Source organism: Pseudomonas sp. AS2.8, assembly GCF_014190935.1.
Lineage (GTDB): Bacteria > Pseudomonadota > Gammaproteobacteria > Pseudomonadales > Pseudomonadaceae > Chryseomonas.
Genome location: NZ_JACHVV010000003.1, coordinates 492,689 through 509,215, shown reverse-complemented (window position 1 = coordinate 509,215; position 16,527 = coordinate 492,689). Strand labels below are relative to the sequence as shown.

Below are 16,527 nucleotides of genomic sequence, written 5' to 3'. Positions count from 1 at the left end.
CGGTAACGGACGGCAACTCCCCGCGGGCGCGGTATCCTTCTTGCTTGGAAGGCTACCACCGCCCCGGGGAGTTTTCGCATGCGTCAGTCCGGTCTGATCAATCTCAACCTGGTGTCCCTGCTCCTCCAGCAACTGGCGGCCGACACGCCCGCCCGGGCGGCTCCCCTGCTGGCTGGCAGCGGCCTGCGGCTGGACGACCTCGAACAGCCCCATCGGCTCATCACCCTGGCCCAGGAACAGCGGGTCATCGCCAACGCCCTGCCGGTCGCCCCGCCCGAACTGGGACTGCTGCTGGGCTGGCGGCTGCGCGTCTCCGGCTACGGCCTGCTCGGCTATGCCCTGCTCAGCGCCCCGACCCTGGGCGCGGCGCTACAGGCAGCCCTGGCCCATCAAAGCCTGCTGGGTGCCTATTTCACCCTGCGTCTGGAGCGCCACGGCGAGTTGGCCTGGCTCAGGGCCGACGACCATCCCTTCGCGCCGGAACTGGAGCGCTGCAATGCCGAGTGCTGCCTGGCCTCGCTCCTGGCGATCTGCTGCGACCTCCTGGGTACGTCCCTGCCGCTGGTGCAGGTGGCCTTTCGGCACGCCGAGCCAGTCTATCGCGCGCGCTATGGCGACTGCTTCGGCGCCACGCCCCTGGCCTTCGCCGCCACCTTCAACGGCCTGGCCTTTCCCGCTGCCTGGCTTGACCGCGGGCTGCCACTGGCCGATCCGGTGACCCATCGCGACGCCCTGGAGCAGTGCGGCCGCCTCGCCCCCGAGCAGGATCGCCAGCGCGCCCTGCTTGCCCGCATCCGCACCCTGCTGGGCGCCGACCTGGCGGCCCCACCCTCCTTCGCGGCCCTGGCCGGCCACCTCGGCATGGCCCCGCGCAGCCTGCGTCGCCACCTGCAGGCCGGCGGTAGCGGCTATCAGCAATTGCTGGACGAGTTACGCTTCGCGCGGGCGCGGGACCTGCTGGCCCAGGAGCGGCTGCCCATCTATCGCATCGCCGAGGTGATGGGTTTCAGCGAAACGGCCAGCTTCCGCCATGCCTTTCGCCGCTGGAGCGGACAGTCGCCGCGGGGTTATCGACTCTAGCGGCTGGCGTATGCTGGCGGTTCCTGCACAACGAGAGGCTCTGCCATGCCAGCCCTGCACCTGCTCGCGGACCGTGGCCAACCCACCGACCAATACCGCCTGCCGGCGGAAAAGCGCCTGGTAGGCGACCCGCTGCAGAGCCTCTGGCTCGACTACGAGGATGGCAGCGGTGTCTTTGCCGTCGGCCACTGGCACAGCGAGGTGGGCAAGTGGCGGGTGAACTACACCGAGGAGGAGTACTGCCAGATCCTCGAAGGGGTGAGTCTGGTCACTGATGACCAGGGCCACGCCACCCGTCTCGGGCCCGGCAGCAGCTTTGTCGTGCCGCGTGGCTTCCAGGGCACCTGGGAGGTGCTGGAGCCGACCCTGAAACGGTTCGTGGTCTACGAAGCCAAGGGCGGCTAATAGCCGACGCCGGGCGCAATCTGGCCGGATCTATCCCCTTTTGGCCGCTGCGCCTCTCGTCCAGAGGCACCAGGCTGGCAAGAATCTGGGTAGAGCCCGCCGCCCGGAGTCGCCATGCGCATCCACCACAGTCCCGACCACGCCCTGCACCACGGCCGCTGCGAATTGATCGATGGCCAGCTGCAGCCCTGTTTCGAAAAGCCCCAGCGCGTCGAATTCATCCTCGCCGAGTGTCACCGCCGGCAGCTCGGCGAGGTGGTGGCGCCCAAGGACTTCGGTCAGGCGCCGCTGGCACGCATCCATAGCGCGGCCTATCTCGATTTTCTCGCCGGCGCCTGGGACGAATGGGCGGCCCGCGGCGAGACCGTGGACCTGCTGCCCTATACCTGGCCGGCGCGTACCCTGCGCCAGGTGCTGCCGCCCACCAGCCTGCACGGACGCCTCGGTTACTACAGCTTCGACGGCGGCGCGCCCATCACCTCCGGGACCTGGCAGGCCGCCTACAGCGCTGCCCAGGTGGCCCTGAGTGCCGGGGCCGAGGTCGCCGCGGGCGCGCGCAGCGCCTTTGCCCTCTGCCGTCCGCCGGGCCACCACGCCGCGGCCGATGTCATGGGCGGTTACTGCTATTTGAACAACGCCGCCATCGCCGCTCAGGCCGCCCTCGACGGCGGCGCCCGGCGCGTGGCCATCCTCGATGTCGACTACCACCACGGCAACGGCACCCAGGACATCTTCTATGCGCGCGACGATGTGCTGTTCCTCTCGCTGCACGGCGATCCGGGTTTCGAGTTCCCCTTTTTCCTCGGCTATGCCGACGAGACCGGCAGCGGGGCGGGCCAGGGCTTCAACCTCAATCTGCCGCTGCCCGCCGGCAGCGCCTGGGACAGCTGGAGCGCCGCCCTGGAGCTAGCGCTGGCGCGCGTGCAGGACTATGCCCCGGACCTGCTGCTGGTCTCCCTGGGCGTGGATACCTTCAAGGCCGATCCCATTTCCCAGTTCAAGCTGGAGAGCGACGACTACCTGCGCCTGGGCGAACGCCTGGCGCGGCTCGGCCTGCCGACCCTGTTCGTCATGGAAGGCGGTTACGCCGTGGCGGAGATCGGCATCAATACGGTGAACGTCCTGGCCGCCTTCGACGGCGCCTGATCCCTATCGCGAGGAATCCGACCATGTACAGCCTCCTGCGTCCGCTCACCGCCCTGCTCGGCGGTGCCCTGCTCGCCACCGCCGTCCAGGCCGCCGATCCCGGTGAACTGCGGGTCTACAACTGGGCCGACTACATCCTGCCCGAGACGCCCAAGGACTTTGCCAAGCAGACCGGTATCCGCGTCACCTGGGACACCTTCGACAGCAACGAGTCGCTGGAGGCCAAGCTGCTCACCGGGCGCTCCGGCTATGACCTGGTGATTCCCTCCAACCAGTTCCTGGAAACCCAGATCAAGGCCGGGGTCTTCCAGAAGCTGGACAAGAGCAAGCTGCCCAACTGGCAGAATCTCGATCCCGAGTTGCTCAAGCTGCTGGAGGTCAACGACCCGGGCAACCAGTATGGCGTGCCCTACATGTACGGCACCATCCTCATCGGCTTCAACCCGGCCAAGGTCAAGGCGGCGCTGGGGGCGGACGCACCGGTGGACAGCTGGGACCTGGTGTTCAAACCGGAGAACATGGCCAAGCTCAAGAGCTGTGGCGTGGCCATGCTGGATTCACCCTCGGACATCCTGCCGGTGGTGCTGCACTACCTGGGCCTGGACCCCAACAGCGCCAACGCCAAGGACTACGAAAAGGCCACGGCGCTGATGCTGAAGATCCGCCCCTACATGGCCTACTTCAACTCCACCAAGTACATGACCGATATCGCCAACGGCGACATCTGCGTGGCGGTGGGCTACTCCGGCAGCTTTTACCAGTTCGGCAACCGGGCCAAGGAAGCCGGCAACGGTGTGGTGGTGGACTGGCGTCTGCCGCGCGAAGGCGCACCCATCTGGTTCGACACCTGGGCCATTCCGGCCAGTGCCACCAACGTCGACCAGGCCCATGCCTTCATCAACTACCTGCTCGAACCCAAGGTGATCGCCGGGATCAGCGACTACCTCGGCTATCCCAACGCCAACAAGCCGGGCATGCCGCTGGTGACCGCCGCTATCCGCGACAACCACGACCTGGTGCCCACCCCGGAAATGCTCAAGAAGCTCTATGTCGTGCAGCCGCTGCCGCAGCCCATCGAGCGGGTACGGACCCGCGCCTGGAGTCGCATCAAGGCCGGCAACTAGCGGCTACGACGTCCACAATTATCCGAATGGTAGCCAAGGGCTACCATTCGGCGGTTACATCCCTGCGTCCGGGAACCCTCTATCGCGCTAAGGGACTTATTGTGCTGAAGTGACTATTGGATTTACCTGCCAGGTACGGCGTCATGTCCCTCAGTGTTGCCCTCAACCGAGCGCTGGCTCGCCCTTTCTGGGCCCTGCGCTTCGAACCGGTATTGGAACGGCATTACCAGCACGACATCGCCCGTTCGCGCCGGCGGCACCTGCGCATCAGCTTGACCGTGGCCATCCTTGCCTACGCCAGCTTCTCGATCTGGGACTGGATCCTGATGACCGATGCCTTCTGGCTCATCAGTCTGCTCAGCGCGCTGGTGGTGATTGGCGGCGGACTGGTCTTGCTGGCGCTCGGGGTAATACGCGCCGAACATCCCGCGCGCGAGTGGTTGGGCATCCTGCCCTGTCTGCTGGCCTATTTCCCGCCGTTGCTCGACGTCGAGGCCACCGATGCCGCGCATCGCGCCCTCTGGCTGGCGACGATGCCGCTGATGACGCTCTTCACCAACAGCTGTATCGCCCCGCCCCTGCGCCAGGCCGCGGTACACACGCTGTTCGCCCTGCTGGCCATCGGCCTGGCCACCCAGATGCACACCCTGCCGGCCCTGGAGGCGTCGCTGGTCATGACCCTGGCGTTCGCCACCGCGAGCTTTACCCTGCTCAACAACTTCTGGATGGAGCGCGCCCGCCGTCAGGGCTATTTGCTGATCCTGCGCGACCGCTTGCGCAACGAAGAACTGATCGCTTCCAATCGCTTCCTGGCGCAGCAGTCCGCCACCGATCCCCTGACCGGCGTGGCCAATCGCCGGGCGCTGATGCAGGCCCTGGGCACCGCCCTGGCCCATCCCCCGCCCCGGCCGCTGCTCCTGCTGATGATCGACGTCGATCACTTCAAGGCCTTCAACGATCGCTACGGGCATCCGGCCGGCGATCGCTGCCTGCAACAGGTCGCCACCGCCCTGGCCGACGAATTGCGCGCCGGCGATTGCCTGGCCCGCTACGGCGGCGAGGAATTCGCCATCCTCTGTACGCCGTCGCGCGAGGAGGATGCTGCCAAACTGGCGCAGCGCCTGCTCGACGCGGTACGGCGCCTGGAGATCCCCCATCTCGGCCCCCCTGCCGGGCCGCGGGTGACGGTGAGTATCGGCGGCGCCTGCGCCCGGCCGGATCATGACTGCGCGGAGACCTTTATCGAGGCCGCCGATCGCCAGCTCTACTGGGCCAAGCAGGCCGGGCGCGACCGCGCCATCCTCGAAGACTGCGATCGCTGCCACCCAGCGATCGAGGAATCCCTCTAGCCCAGGCGATAAACCCGGTCGACCAGAGCCACGCTGGCCAGGCGCTGGCGCAGATCCTCGTCCAAGCCGGGATCCTGCCAGTCGTAGAGGCCGATGCGGGCATAGGCCCGACCCCGTGGCGGCCGCGTACCGAGGTACTCCCAGACCACTCGGGTGCAGGCCGGCTCGCGCCGGTCGGAGGCGCTGACGCCGAGCTTGAGTCCGTTCAGGCGATCGATGCGGTTGCGCGCGCTGGGCAGCAGCACCGTCTGCGACAACTCGTTGCCGGTGAGGGATTCGTAGTCGGTAAAGAACAGTCGGCTTTCCAGGCTCATGGCCAGGCCCAGGTAGCGAAAGCGCGCCTGGCTGGTGGCTTCGTCCCGGCGACGCAGGCGCTCGAAACGCACGTAGCGGAAGACGCCCGCTTCCGCGAACAGCCAGACCAGTCCGCAGAGCACCACGCCCGGCGTGGACAGCGACGGATAGTATTCGTGGTAATAGCCCTGGTAGCGCGCCAGGCCCTCCTGACGCTCGCCAAACAGGGCCAGTGCCTGCCCGGCCCACCCCGTTTCCTGACCGACCGGCGCCCCCAGGCGCGCCGCGAATTGCCGCTGCGGCAGCTGCAGATCGCCCACCGGCAGCCCGAAGAATTCCGCCAGGCGCTGCAGGTTGTAAGGCGACGGACGGCTCTGCCCGTTGAGGTAGCGATTGAACTGGGCGCGGTTGATGCCGACGGCGCGACAGACGGCGGCAATCGAGCGGTGGCGCTGGCAGAGCAGCTGCAAATTGGCGGAAAAGTCGCTCATGAATCCGGCCCGAGCTTGACAGACGGCGAGAAAACTAGCATCAAGTCGCGCCATTTTGAAGCGAGGCGCGGAATTGTTCACGCCGGTGGGATAGCCGAATCTAGGCGCCCGGTCCGTCTTACTGCCCGTTCCACCCGGACCGATCCGTTCCAGAGCCTGTTGCCGTCGTCTCCCCACGCCGGGAGCAGGCCCTGGCGGGATATTCCACAATAATAGCCCCAAGGCTTGCGAGCCGGCCTTGGAGCATCACTAGCATGCTCGAGGATTCTTCATGCACTACCTAGAAATGCTCAACGACTTCCTGTCCGGCCACGTGCTCATCGTGCTGATCGTCGGCCTGGGCAGCTATTTCACCCTGCGCTCGCGATTCGTGCAGGTGCGCCATTTCCCGCACATGTTCACCGTCTTCAAGGACTCCCTGCGCAACAGCGGCGACGGCCTGAGTTCCTTCCAGGCGTTGATGCTCAGCCTGGCCGGTCGCGTCGGTGCCGGCAACATCGCCGGCGTCGGCCTGGCCGTGACCCTGGGTGGCCCGGGCGCGGTGTTCTGGATGTGGGTGACCGCCCTGGTCGGCATGGCCAGCAGCTTCTTCGAGTGCACCCTGGCGCAGGTCTACAAGCGCGCCGACGGTGACGGCCTCTACGTGGGTGGTCCGGCGTATTACATCCAGCACGGCCTCAACAAGCGCTGGATGGCGCTGATCTTCTCGGCACTGCTGCTGGTGACCTACGGCTTCGCCTTCGTCGGTCTGCAGTCCTTTACCGTGACCCATTCGTTGGAAAACGCCTTCGGTCTGCCGGTGCAGTACACCGGGATCGCCCTCGCCATCCTGCTGGGCCTGGTGTTCATCGGCGGTATCAAGCGCATCGCCGCGGTCTCCGACATTCTGGTGCCGGTCAAGACCCTGGCCTACATCGCCGTCACCCTCTATGTGATCATCACCCAGATCGATCTGGTCCCCGGCACCCTGCTGACCATCGTCAAGAGCGCCTTTGGCCTGGAGCCGGCCTTCGCCGGTCTGCTGGGCGCCGCCATCACCATGGGCGTCAAGCGTGGCGTCTTCGCCAACGAAGCCGGCCTGGGCGCTGCGCCCAACGTCGCCGCCGTGGCCGCGGTCAAGCACCCGGCTGCCCAGGGCGTAGTGCAGGCCTTCAGCGTCTTCCTCGATACCTTCGTCATCTGCACCTGCACCGCGCTGCTGATCCTGCTGTCGGGTTTCTACACTCCGGGCTTCGAAGGCGACGGCATTGTCCTGACCCAGAACTCGCTGGCCGCGGTGGTCGGTGACTGGGGCCGTATCTTCATCAGCGTCGCCCTGTCGCTGTTCGTCTTCACCTGCATCCTCTACAACATCTACCTGGGCGAAAACGGCCTGCGCTACCTGCTCGGCCGCGGCAAGGCCGTGCTGCTCGGCTATCGGGGCCTAGTGCTGGTGCTGATCTGCTGGGGCTCGATGCAGAACCTGACCACAGTGTTCGCCTTCGCCGACATCACCATGACCTGCCTGGCTTTCGTCAACCTGATCGCCCTGGCCATGCTGATCAAGGTCGGCATGCGCATCCTCAACGACTACGACGCCCAGCGCCGTGCCGGGGTCGACCAGCCGGTGTTCGACGCCGATCAGTTCCGCGACCTGGACCTGGATCGCCAGGCCTGGCCGGCGCTGGAGCGTCTGGAAGAGACCGTCGCCGAAGCCCGCGCCGCCCAGCCGCGCCAGGCGCACTGATGCCGCTGCCGGGTCGCGCTGACCCGGACCGCGACCGTTTTCCTGCCCCCACCTCGTGTGGGGGCAGTCTTATCAGGAAGTCCCTCATGAGCTCACCCTACCTGCACATCCTCTACACCGGCGGCACCATCGGCATGCAGGCGACCGCCGCCGGCCTGGCCCCCGCCGCTGGTTTCGAGGCGCGCATCGACGCCCTGTTGGCCAGCCGTCCGGACCTGGGCACGCCGGCCTGGCGGCTGCAGGAGCTGCTGCCGCTGATCGACAGCGCCAACATGACCCCCGCCGCCTGGGAGCGCATGGCCCAGGCGATCCTGTCGGCAGCCACCGACCCCGCCTGCCGCGGCGTGCTGGTGCTGCACGGCACCGACACCCTGGCCTACAGCGCGGCCGCCCTGGCCTTCCGTCTGCTGGGCCTGGCCATTCCGGTGCTGCTGACCGGCTCCATGCTGCCGGCCGGCGTGCCGGATAGCGATGCCGACGGCAACCTGGCGGATAGCTTCGCCGCCTTCGCCAGTGGGCTAGCGCCGGGGGTGCAGGTGCAATTCCATGGCGAACGCCTGCCGGCGGCACGCTGCACCAAGCAGGCCAGCAGCGGCTGGAAGGCCTTTGTGGAAAGCGCCCGGCCGCGCAGTGGCGAGGCCTTGGTCGCAACACCACCAGCGCTGCGCTTCGACCAGCCACGTCAGCCGGTGCGAGTCGCGGTGCTGCCGCTGTTTCCGGGCGTCGACGGCGCCACTCTGCGCGGTCTGGCGAGCAGCGGTGTGCAGGGGTTGGTGCTGGAGTGCTACGGCAGCGGCACGGGGCCGGCGGACGACGCCGACTTTCTTGCCGCCCTCGCCGAATGGCGCGACGCCGGAGTCCCTGTGGTCGCCCTCAGCCAGGGCGCTCGCGGGACAGTGGAATTAGGCACCTACGCCGCCGGCAGCGGCCTGGCCAACGCTGGGGTCATCTCCGGTCGCGGTATGACCCGCGAGGCCGCCCTGGGCAAACTGCACGCTCTGCTCGGCTGCGGACTGGAGCGCGCGGCGGTGGCCAAGTGGATCGGACGCAATCTGTGCGAGGAGTTGTGATCATCGGCTAGGGGCTGGCCGCTCCCTCACCCTCCGAGAAGACCAGGGTGAGGGCTGCCCGAGACGCCCGCTCGGTGCCTTACAGCGCTTCGCGCCATACGCTCACTGCCATCTCGGCCGAGGCGCCCGGCGCCACGGTGAGGACGTCGTCCATCACCCGGGCGGTCTCGATGCAGAGCATCCCGGTCCAGGCGTCATCGGCGAACTGGCTCAAGCGCGCGGCCTTGTCGATCCAGGGATTCCACAGCACCGCCGAATGACTGTTGCGGGTCTCGACGAACAGCCGGCGCTGCCACTGGGGATCACGGATCGCCAGGCGGGCCGGCAGGCCGACATAGACCCGATCGGTCTCGCCGGTGATGGTCGGCTCGCCGTTCTGCCGCTTGCGGGTCCAGCCGTCCAGGCAGTCGTAGTAGTCGGCATTGGCCAGACCCTCGATACCTACTTCACGGACGTCGCTCACGGCGAAATAGGTGTGCAGCGCCTGGCTCAGCACCAGCGGGTGATCTTCCAGGTTGCGCACGCTCAGGGTCAGCTCCAGGCGCTCACCCACGCTCAGGCTGAGGGTCAGCTCGGTGGCATGGGGCCAGCCCGGGGTGGTCTCGGCGGAGGTGCGGTGGTGGAAGTCCAGGCGCACCCGGTCGGTGTCCACCTCGACGCCGCCGGCCTGCCAGGCGATCTGGCGCGCCAGGCCGTGGGCCGGGGCGTCCGCGGTGGTGGTGCACATGGCCTGCACCTCGGCCGGATTCTTCAGCAGGTCGCCAAACCAGGGCCAGCAGACCGGGATGCCGCCACGGATCGGGGTACCGGGCTCGAACACGGCTTCCGGATTACCCCAGACGATGTCCGGCTCGCCGTCGAAGCCGTAGCGCAGCACATGGGCGCCCTGGCAGGCCACCAGGGCTTCGGCCTGGCCGACGCGGATGCGCCAGACGGGCAATTGGCCCAGTTGGATCTGTTCGACGAGGGGGGCTGCGGACATGGGATGACTCCTGGAAAAGGTGAGAGGCGACTGTAGTCCAGTCGAGGACCGGGCTCCAGCCAGCCATGGACAGCGCCGGCTGCAAAATCTTCCAACGCCGGCCACGTCTCATACCGGTGCGGCAACGCTCGGCTAGACTCCTGGCCTCCCCTCTTCAGGAATGGCTCCCGCATGTCGGCTTTCCCGCGTCTTTCCCTGCTGCTCGGCCTGGGCCTGACCCTGCCACTCCTGGCCAACGCGGCCAATCCCCTCGACGACGAGGTCCGCGCCGCCGCCCGCGCGGTGATGGCCGAGCAGGACATCCCGGGCCTTGCGATAGGCGTTACTTCCCCAGGCCTGCGTCGGCTCTACTACTTCGGTACCGCCGACCGCCGCAGCGGCCAGCCGGTGGACGCCGCCACCCTGTTCGAGATCGGCTCCCTGAGCAAGACCTATACCGCCACCCTGGGTGGCTACGCGGCGGCGACCGGTCGCCTGCGGCTGGACGAGTCCGCCGCTGAGGTGCGCCCGGCCCTGGCCGGCAGCGCCATCGGCCAGGCCAGCCTGCTGCAACTGGCCACCTACAGCGCCGGCGGCCTGCCGCTGCAATTTCCCGACAGCGTGACCCAGGACGATCAGACGACGGCCTTCTACCGCGCCTTCCAGCCGCCCTTCCCCGCCGGCAGCCGCCGCCTCTACTCCAATCCCAGCATCGGCCTGTTCGGCGCCCTGGCGGCCCAGCGGCTCGACGAGCCCTTCGCCACGGCCCTGCAGCGCCACGTGCTCACGCCCCTGGGCCTCGGCCATACCTATCTGCAGGTGCCAGCGGCGGAGCAGGCCCACTACGCCTGGGGCCATGGCAAGAACGACCAGCCGCTGCGGGTCAATCCGGGCGCCTATGCCGAAGAGGCTTATGGCATCAAGACCACCGCGGGCGATCTGCTCGCCTTCGTCGAGGCGAACCTGCACCCTGACCGATTGCCGGCGCCCCTGGCCAAGGCGCTCGACGCCACCCAGCAGGGCTACTACCGCAGCGGCCCCATGACCCAGGGACTGGCGTGGGAGGCCTATGCCTATCCGCTGCCCAAGGCCCGGCTGCTGGCCGGCAACACCCCGGCGATGGCCCTGGAGTCGCAACCAGTGGACTGGCAGCATCCGCCGCTGCCGGCGAGCGGCGCCCGGCTGTTGAACAAGACCGGCTCCACCAACGGCTTCGGCGCCTATGCGCTGTTCATTCCGGAGCGGCAGCTCGGCCTGGTGATCCTGGCCAATCGCAACTACCCGAATTCCGCACGGATCGAGGCGGCCTGGCGAATCTTGCAGAAGCTCGATAGCCGGGTGCAGTGAGCGAAGGGGTTATCGCGGCCATGGCGCTCCGCCGAGGCGGCCGTAGGTTGGGTTGAGCGCAGCAAAGCCCAACATCGCCCAGACCTAGGCAATGTTAGGCTTCGACGATGGCACTGTCTCAACCCAACCTACGGCCCATGACCGCTATGATCGAAACAGCCCCGTAGGGTGGATGACGGAGCAGCCTCATCCACGAACCCGCGCATCAAACCGCGGCCTCAAATCCCGCCCGACTCCTCGCGCCCTTCCACCGGCAGCTCGTGCTCGGTGGCGTAGCCGGCATCGGCCGCCTCCAGCACGCCGTGGGCGATGCTGCAGAACAGCGAATTGACCCGGCGCATGTCGCTGAGCAGGCCCAGGTGCAGGGAGCTGGTCTCGAAGCTCTCCACCACCTGCTGGTGCAGCCGCTCGACGTGGGCATGGGCGTAGCGCCGCTCCAGCAGGCGGAAGCGCTGCTTGAGCCGGCGCAGGCGCCGCGCCGCGTCCAGGTCGCCGGAGAGATAGACCGACAGGCATAGCTTGAGGCTGTCTACCAGCAGCCGGTGCAGGGCGGAGAGTTCGTCCACTCCGGAAGCCGAGAAGGACCGCCGGGCCGCGATCTTCTTGCTGTCGACGTCGCTGGCCATGCGCTCGATGAGATCGCCGGCCTGCTCCAGGTTGATCGCCAGTTCGATGGTCTCGGCCCAGCGCCGGCTGTCGCGCTCGTCCAGGTCGTCGCGCGGCATGCGCGCCAGGTACAGCTTGATCGCCGTGTAGAGCGCATCGACGTCGTCGTCGAGACGACGCACCTCGCGAGCCAGTTGCTTGTCGCCGGCGTTGATCAGCACCAGCAGGTGCTGCAGCATCTGCTCGATGACGTCGCCCATGCGCAAGAGCTCGCGGGAGGCGTTGGTCAGCGCCAGAGCCGGGGTGTCCAGGGCGGCGGTATCCAGGTGGCGCGGCCGCAGGATGGTCTCGGCGCTGTCCTTGGCCGGCAGCATGGCGGTGCAAAAGCGCGCCAGGGGCCCGGTCAGCGGCAGGAACAGCAGGCAGCGCACCAGGTTGTAGGCGACGTGGAAGCCGATCACCACCTCGGCGTCGTTGAAGTCATAGCCCTGCAGCCAGTCGGCCAGCAGGCCGATCCAGGGCAGCACCAGGATGCAGCCGGCGAGCTTGAACAGCAGGCTGCCCACCGCCACCCGCCGTGCTTCCACGCCCTGCTTGGCGGCGCCCATCAAGGCCAGCACGCCACTGCCCAGGTTGGCGCCCACCACCAGGCACAGCGCCACCTTGAGCGAGATGACCCCGGAGCCGGCCAGGGTGGCGGTCAGCAGCACCGCCGCCAGGCTGGAATAGGAAACCATGGCGAACACCGCGCCGGTCAGGGCGTCGAGCAACTGGTCGCCGGTCAGCGAAGAGAACAGCACCTTGACCCCGGCCGCGTGGGTCATGGGCGAGGCCGCCTCGACGATCAGCTGCAGCGCCAGGATGATCAGCCCCAGGCCGATGGCGACCCGGCCGAGCTGGCCGGCGCGGGTCTGCTTGCGCCCGAGAAAGAACACCACGCCAAGAAAGATCAGCAGCGGCGACAGCCAGGACAGGTCGAAGGTCAGCACCCGCGCCATCAGCGCGGTGCCCACGTCGGCGCCGAGCATGATGGCCAACGCCGGAGTGAGCGGCACCAGGCCCTGGGCGACGAAGGAGGTCACCAGCAGCGCGGTGGCATTGCTGCTCTGCACCAGAGCGGTAACGGCGATGCCGGAGAGAAAGGCCAGTGGCATGCGCTGCATGCTGCGGCTGAGCACCCGGCGCAGGCTGGCGCCGTATACCCGCAGGATACCGGTGCGCACGATATGGGTGCCCCACACCAGCAGGGCGACGGCGGATAGCAGATTGAGCAGTGTCAGCATCGTGGCGCCCTCCCGGCGCGTGTCCAAGAGCTCCTGGCGAGCTTGTCACAAAATCGTAATGACCGTTCTGCACAGACGCACGAGCCCGAAGGCAGGGCACCTTCGGGCTCGTGGGGACTTGCTGATTTAGGCGGCGGAGAGCCGGGTGGGTTCCGCCGCTGCGATCAGATCTGCTCCTTGCGCAGCTTGACCGCCTCGCGCGCCTTGGCCTTGCCGCGCAGGCGGATGTTGATGGCTTCCACCGCCAGCGAGAAGGCCATGGCGAAGTAGACGTAGCCCTTGGGCACGTGGACTTCGAAGGCCTCGGCGATGAGCACGGTGCCGACCACGATCAGGAAGGACAGCGCCAGCATCTTCAGGCTTGGGTGCTTGTCGATGAAATTGCTGATGCCGCCGGCCGCCAGCATCATCACCAGCACGGCGACGATGATCGCCGCGACCATGACCGGCACGTGGCTGACCATGCCCACCGCGGTGATCACCGAGTCCAGCGAGAAGACGATGTCGATGATGGCGATCTGGATGATGGTGCCGATGAAGCCGCTGCCCTTCTTCTGGGGCGCGTCCTCGTCGTGCTCGTCTTCGCCTTCCAGGCCTTCGTAGATCTCGGCACTGCTCTTCCACAGCAGGAACAGGCCGCCGAAGAAGAGGATGAGGTCACGCCCGGAGATGCCCTGGCCGAAGACGAAGAACAGGTCGGCGGTGAGGCGCATCACCCAGGTGATCGACAGCAGCAGCAGGATGCGGGTGACCATGGCCAGGGCCAGGCCGAAGAAACGGGTCCGCGCCTGCATGTGCTTGGGCATGCGGCTGACCAGGATGGAGATCATGATGATGTTGTCGATGCCGAGGACGATCTCCAGGGCCGTCAGGGTAAAGAAGGCGACCCAGATTTCCGGGTTGGTCAACCATTCCATTGCGAATCCTCTCTTAGCTGAGGCGCGCTCGGGCGCGCGCTCCAATGGAAAAGGCGCATCGGGCGATGCGCCGTTTTCGAACAGCCGGCAAGGCTAGTCGTAGCTCTGGCAAAACTCTAGCGGCTGTACAGCGGAAACACACCCAGTAACAAAGCGCCGACCAGCAGGAACATGCAGGTCACGGTGGCCCATTTCAGGGTGAAGCGCTGGTGGTCGCCGAACTCCACCTTGGCCAGGCCCACCAGCAGGTAGGTCGAGGGCACCAGCGGGCTGAGCAGGTGCACGGGCTGACCGACGATGGAAGCCCGGGCGATCTCCACCGGACTGATGCCATAGGCCGCGGCGGCCTCGGCCAGCACCGGCAGCACGCCGAAGTAGAAGGCGTCGTTGGAGATGAAGAAGGTGAACGGCAGGCTGACCAGGGCGGTGATCACCGCCATGTACGGACCCAGGGCGTCCGGGATCACCGCCAGCAGGCCCTTGGACATGGCGTCGACCATGCCGGTACCCGAGAGGATGCCGGTGAAGATGCCCGCGGCGAAAATCAGCGAGACCACCGCCAGGACGTTTTCGGCGTGGGCGGCGATGCGCTGCTTCTGCATGTTCAGGCAACGGTAGTTGACGGTCATGGCGATGCCGAAGGCGATCATGAACAGCACCGGCATCGGCAGCACGCCGACGATCAGCGCGGCCATCAGCGCCAGGGTCAGCAGGCCGTTGAACCAGCGCAGGTGCGGGCGGCGGGCCTCGACGCACTGGGAGACGGTGACGTCGGCGCCTTCGGTCTCGCCGATCTGCAGGATGCCCAGGCGCGCGCGCTCACTGCGGCCATAGAGGTAGGCCAGGAAGAACAGCCAGGCGATGGCCAACAGCATCGGCGCGATCATGGGCACGAAGACGTCGGCCGGATCCACGTGCAGGGCACTGGCGGCGCGGGCGGTCGGACCGCCCCAGGGGGTCAGGTTCATCACGCCACTGGAGAGCAGCATCAGGCAGGTCATGATCAGCGGATTCATGCCCAGGCGGCGGTACAGCGGGAACATGGCCGCCACGCAGATCATGTAGGTGGTCGAGCCGTCACCGTCCAGGGAGACCACCAGGGTCAGGAAGACGGTGCCCATGGCCACCTTGAGCGGATCGCCCTTGACCAGCTTGAGGATCCAGCGCACCGCCGGGTCGAACAGGCCGGTGTCGATCATCACGGCGAAGTAGAGGATCGCGAACAGCAGCATCACGCCGGTGGGCGCCAGCTTGCGGATGCCGTCGAGCATCATCGGGCCGAGGGCGTCGAGCTTGACGTGGCCGAGGCTGGCGAATTCGCTGGACAGCGCCCAGGCGAGCACGGCGAAGGCGATCGGCACCATGGTCAGGGCGATCAGCGGAGACAGGCGCTTGGTCATGATCAGGTACATGAAGGTCATGACCATGGCGAAGCCGAGGAAAGTCAGCATGGGAATACCTCTGAATTTTCGCGAAGAGAAGGAGGGTTCAGCCGCGGCGCAGCGGCGCGGAGAGTGCGAAAATCCAGGGGAGACGGGCGCGCGGGGACGCCTGGAGGGACAGATACGACATGGCAAGAATCCTGGTTATTTTTGTAGGCACGTCGCCCGCTCACGGGGGCGGGTCTTGAGCGGATCCTAAGAGGTCAACCTTTCGCCAGCCTTGCGCGGAGGCGAGTGGATGTTGCCGGATGTCACGAAGCCGACACGGATAGGAGCTGTTCGCCTCGCTGCCAGCCCGGGGTGCTCAGGTGCTCGACGAAGAAATCGAGCAGTACCTGGATCTTGGTCGGGCGACTGCGCGCCGAGGGGGTCACGAAGTAGAGGCCGCCACGGGTCAGCTGCCAGTCCGGCAGCAGCTGCACCAACCGGCCATCGGCCAGGTAGTCGGCGGCGATGAAGTCCGGCAACTCGGCGATGGCCAGGCCTTCCAGCAGCACCGGCAGCAGGGCTTCGGAATTGGTGACACGCAGGGGGCCACGCGGCAGCACGCTTGCCTCGCGACCCTCGTCCCCGCTGAAGCGCCACACCTGGCTGCGCGCCCGGTAGGCGTAGCTCAGGCAGGCGTGTTCGGTCAGCTCTTGCGGATGGCTTGGCCAGCCGTGGCGCTCGACATAGGCCGGCGCCGCCACTAGCAGCTGGCTGACCGCGCAGAGCCGCCGGGCGACCAGTGAGGAGTCCGGCAAGGCGGCGATGCGCAGGGCGGCGTCGAAGCCCTCCGCCACCAGATCCACGGTGGCATCGGACAGGTGCAGATCCACCGTCAGCTGGGGATAGCGGCGCAGCAGCTCGGGCAGCAGCGGCGCCACCCACCGCAGGCCGAAGGCCATGGGCACCGCCAGCCGCACCTGCCCGCGTGGCTGCACGGCGCGCGCCTGGGCGGCGCTTTCGGTCGCCTCCGCCTGGCGATAGAGATCGCCGGCCTGGGCGGCCAGCTCGTGGCCGAATTCGGTCAGCGCCAGCTGCCGTGAGGTGCGATTGAACAGCCGCCCGCCGAGGCGCTCCTCCAGGCGCGTCACCGCCCGCGAGACGGTGGCCACCGACACGCCCAGCACCCGCGCCGCGGCGGCGAAGGAGCCCTCCTCGGCAACCTTGGCGAACATCGCCAACCCTTCGAAATCCGGCAATCTGCTCATTTCATTTCTACAACGATGGCTTGCCAATCATTCTATTTTGCAAGACAGCCAGGGTCGATAGGCTGACTCCACCTGATCACAACCGCTCGGAGA

The 16,527-nt window shown here is 67.2% G+C and carries 14 protein-coding genes; 8 read left to right on the top strand and 6 right to left on the bottom strand.

Annotated features, from left to right (window positions below):
• The first annotated feature begins 78 nt into the window (after positions 1 to 78).
• The 5 genes from FHR73_RS14775 to FHR73_RS14755 all read left to right on the top strand — a co-directional run bounded on the left by FHR73_RS14775 (position 79) and on the right by FHR73_RS14755 (position 5,104).
• Positions 79 to 1,080, top strand: a complete 1,002-nt coding sequence (locus FHR73_RS14775; protein ID WP_183632262.1) for an AraC family transcriptional regulator — start codon at positions 79 to 81, stop codon at positions 1,078 to 1,080.
• A gap of 45 nt (positions 1,081 to 1,125) precedes the next feature.
• Positions 1,126 to 1,485 carry a cupin domain-containing protein gene (locus FHR73_RS14770; protein ID WP_183632260.1) on the top strand — a complete coding sequence of 120 codons (360 nt, stop codon included), beginning with the start codon at positions 1,126 to 1,128 and terminating at the stop codon, positions 1,483 to 1,485.
• Positions 1,486 to 1,599: 114 nt separating this feature from the next.
• Positions 1,600 to 2,631 (top strand): histone deacetylase family protein, encoded by a 1,032-nt coding sequence (locus FHR73_RS14765; protein ID WP_183632258.1) that lies wholly within the window; start codon positions 1,600 to 1,602, stop codon positions 2,629 to 2,631.
• Between the two features lie 23 nt (positions 2,632 to 2,654).
• Positions 2,655 to 3,755 carry a polyamine ABC transporter substrate-binding protein gene (locus FHR73_RS14760; protein WP_183632256.1) on the top strand — a complete coding sequence of 367 codons (1,101 nt, stop codon included), beginning with the start codon at positions 2,655 to 2,657 and terminating at the stop codon, positions 3,753 to 3,755.
• Positions 3,756 to 3,898: 143 nt separating this feature from the next.
• Entirely contained in the window at positions 3,899 to 5,104 is a 1,206-nt protein-coding gene (locus FHR73_RS14755; RefSeq protein ID WP_183632254.1) for a diguanylate cyclase, read from the top strand.
• Here the strand turns inward: FHR73_RS14755 and FHR73_RS14750 are convergent.
• Complete coding sequence (locus tag FHR73_RS14750) at positions 5,101 to 5,889, bottom strand: helix-turn-helix transcriptional regulator (protein WP_183632252.1); 789 nt, start codon at positions 5,887 to 5,889, stop codon at positions 5,101 to 5,103. The genes FHR73_RS14755 and FHR73_RS14750 overlap by 4 nt on opposite strands.
• Before the next feature lie 271 nt (positions 5,890 to 6,160).
• Here FHR73_RS14750 and FHR73_RS14745 point away from each other — a divergent pair, with 271 nt between their 5' ends.
• Both FHR73_RS14745 and FHR73_RS14740 read left to right on the top strand, forming a co-directional pair.
• Complete coding sequence (locus FHR73_RS14745; protein WP_183632250.1) at positions 6,161 to 7,615, top strand: sodium:alanine symporter family protein; 1,455 nt, start codon at positions 6,161 to 6,163, stop codon at positions 7,613 to 7,615.
• 86 nt (positions 7,616 to 7,701) lie between these two features.
• Positions 7,702 to 8,685 carry an asparaginase gene (locus FHR73_RS14740; RefSeq protein WP_183632248.1) on the top strand — a complete coding sequence of 328 codons (984 nt, stop codon included), beginning with the start codon at positions 7,702 to 7,704 and terminating at the stop codon, positions 8,683 to 8,685.
• A 79-nt stretch (positions 8,686 to 8,764) separates the two neighbouring features.
• Here FHR73_RS14740 and FHR73_RS14735 read toward each other — a convergent pair whose 3' ends face one another.
• On the bottom strand, positions 8,765 to 9,667 hold the full coding sequence (locus FHR73_RS14735) for a D-hexose-6-phosphate mutarotase (RefSeq protein ID WP_183632246.1): 903 nt from the start codon (positions 9,665 to 9,667) through the stop codon (positions 8,765 to 8,767).
• A gap of 171 nt (positions 9,668 to 9,838) precedes the next feature.
• Between FHR73_RS14735 and ampC the strand changes: the two genes are divergently transcribed.
• On the top strand, positions 9,839 to 10,993 hold the full coding sequence (gene ampC / locus FHR73_RS14730) for a class C beta-lactamase (protein ID WP_183632244.1): 1,155 nt from the start codon (positions 9,839 to 9,841) through the stop codon (positions 10,991 to 10,993).
• Between the two features lie 218 nt (positions 10,994 to 11,211).
• Here ampC and FHR73_RS14725 read toward each other — a convergent pair whose 3' ends face one another.
• From FHR73_RS14725 to FHR73_RS14710, 4 genes are all read right to left on the bottom strand, one after another.
• A complete protein-coding gene (locus FHR73_RS14725) occupies positions 11,212 to 12,882 on the bottom strand; it encodes a Na/Pi cotransporter family protein (protein WP_183632241.1) in 1,671 nt (556 codons plus the stop codon).
• Between the two features lie 164 nt (positions 12,883 to 13,046).
• A complete protein-coding gene (locus FHR73_RS14720; RefSeq protein ID WP_183632239.1) occupies positions 13,047 to 13,799 on the bottom strand; it encodes a TerC family protein in 753 nt (250 codons plus the stop codon).
• Positions 13,800 to 13,915: 116 nt separating this feature from the next.
• Positions 13,916 to 15,250, bottom strand: coding sequence for a CitMHS family transporter (locus FHR73_RS14715; RefSeq protein ID WP_183632237.1), 1,335 nt, complete (start codon positions 15,248 to 15,250; stop codon positions 13,916 to 13,918).
• Positions 15,251 to 15,492: 242 nt separating this feature from the next.
• A complete protein-coding gene (locus tag FHR73_RS14710) occupies positions 15,493 to 16,434 on the bottom strand; it encodes a LysR family transcriptional regulator (protein WP_183632235.1) in 942 nt (313 codons plus the stop codon).
• Positions 16,435 to 16,527: the final 93 nt, after the last annotated feature.

What these genes read in the sequence shown, in the direction of transcription:
- FHR73_RS14775 (WP_183632262.1), top strand. Translation starts at nt 79, where the DNA reads ATGCGTCAGTCCGGTCTGATCAATCTCAACCTGGTGTCCCTGCTCCTC.
- FHR73_RS14770 (WP_183632260.1), top strand. Translation starts at nt 1,126, where the DNA reads ATGCCAGCCCTGCACCTGCTCGCGGACCGTGGCCAACCCACCGACCAA.
- FHR73_RS14765 (WP_183632258.1), top strand. Translation starts at nt 1,600, where the DNA reads ATGCGCATCCACCACAGTCCCGACCACGCCCTGCACCACGGCCGCTGC.
- FHR73_RS14760 (WP_183632256.1), top strand. Translation starts at nt 2,655, where the DNA reads ATGTACAGCCTCCTGCGTCCGCTCACCGCCCTGCTCGGCGGTGCCCTG.
- FHR73_RS14755 (WP_183632254.1), top strand. Translation starts at nt 3,899, where the DNA reads ATGTCCCTCAGTGTTGCCCTCAACCGAGCGCTGGCTCGCCCTTTCTGG.
- FHR73_RS14750 (WP_183632252.1), bottom strand. Translation starts at nt 5,889, where the DNA reads ATGAGCGACTTTTCCGCCAATTTGCAGCTGCTCTGCCAGCGCCACCGC.
- FHR73_RS14745 (WP_183632250.1), top strand. Translation starts at nt 6,161, where the DNA reads ATGCACTACCTAGAAATGCTCAACGACTTCCTGTCCGGCCACGTGCTC.
- FHR73_RS14740 (WP_183632248.1), top strand. Translation starts at nt 7,702, where the DNA reads ATGAGCTCACCCTACCTGCACATCCTCTACACCGGCGGCACCATCGGC.
- FHR73_RS14735 (WP_183632246.1), bottom strand. Translation starts at nt 9,667, where the DNA reads ATGTCCGCAGCCCCCCTCGTCGAACAGATCCAACTGGGCCAATTGCCC.
- ampC (WP_183632244.1), top strand. Translation starts at nt 9,839, where the DNA reads ATGTCGGCTTTCCCGCGTCTTTCCCTGCTGCTCGGCCTGGGCCTGACC.
- FHR73_RS14725 (WP_183632241.1), bottom strand. Translation starts at nt 12,882, where the DNA reads ATGCTGACACTGCTCAATCTGCTATCCGCCGTCGCCCTGCTGGTGTGG.
- FHR73_RS14720 (WP_183632239.1), bottom strand. Translation starts at nt 13,799, where the DNA reads ATGGAATGGTTGACCAACCCGGAAATCTGGGTCGCCTTCTTTACCCTG.
- FHR73_RS14715 (WP_183632237.1), bottom strand. Translation starts at nt 15,250, where the DNA reads ATGCTGACTTTCCTCGGCTTCGCCATGGTCATGACCTTCATGTACCTG.
- FHR73_RS14710 (WP_183632235.1), bottom strand. Translation starts at nt 16,434, where the DNA reads ATGAGCAGATTGCCGGATTTCGAAGGGTTGGCGATGTTCGCCAAGGTT.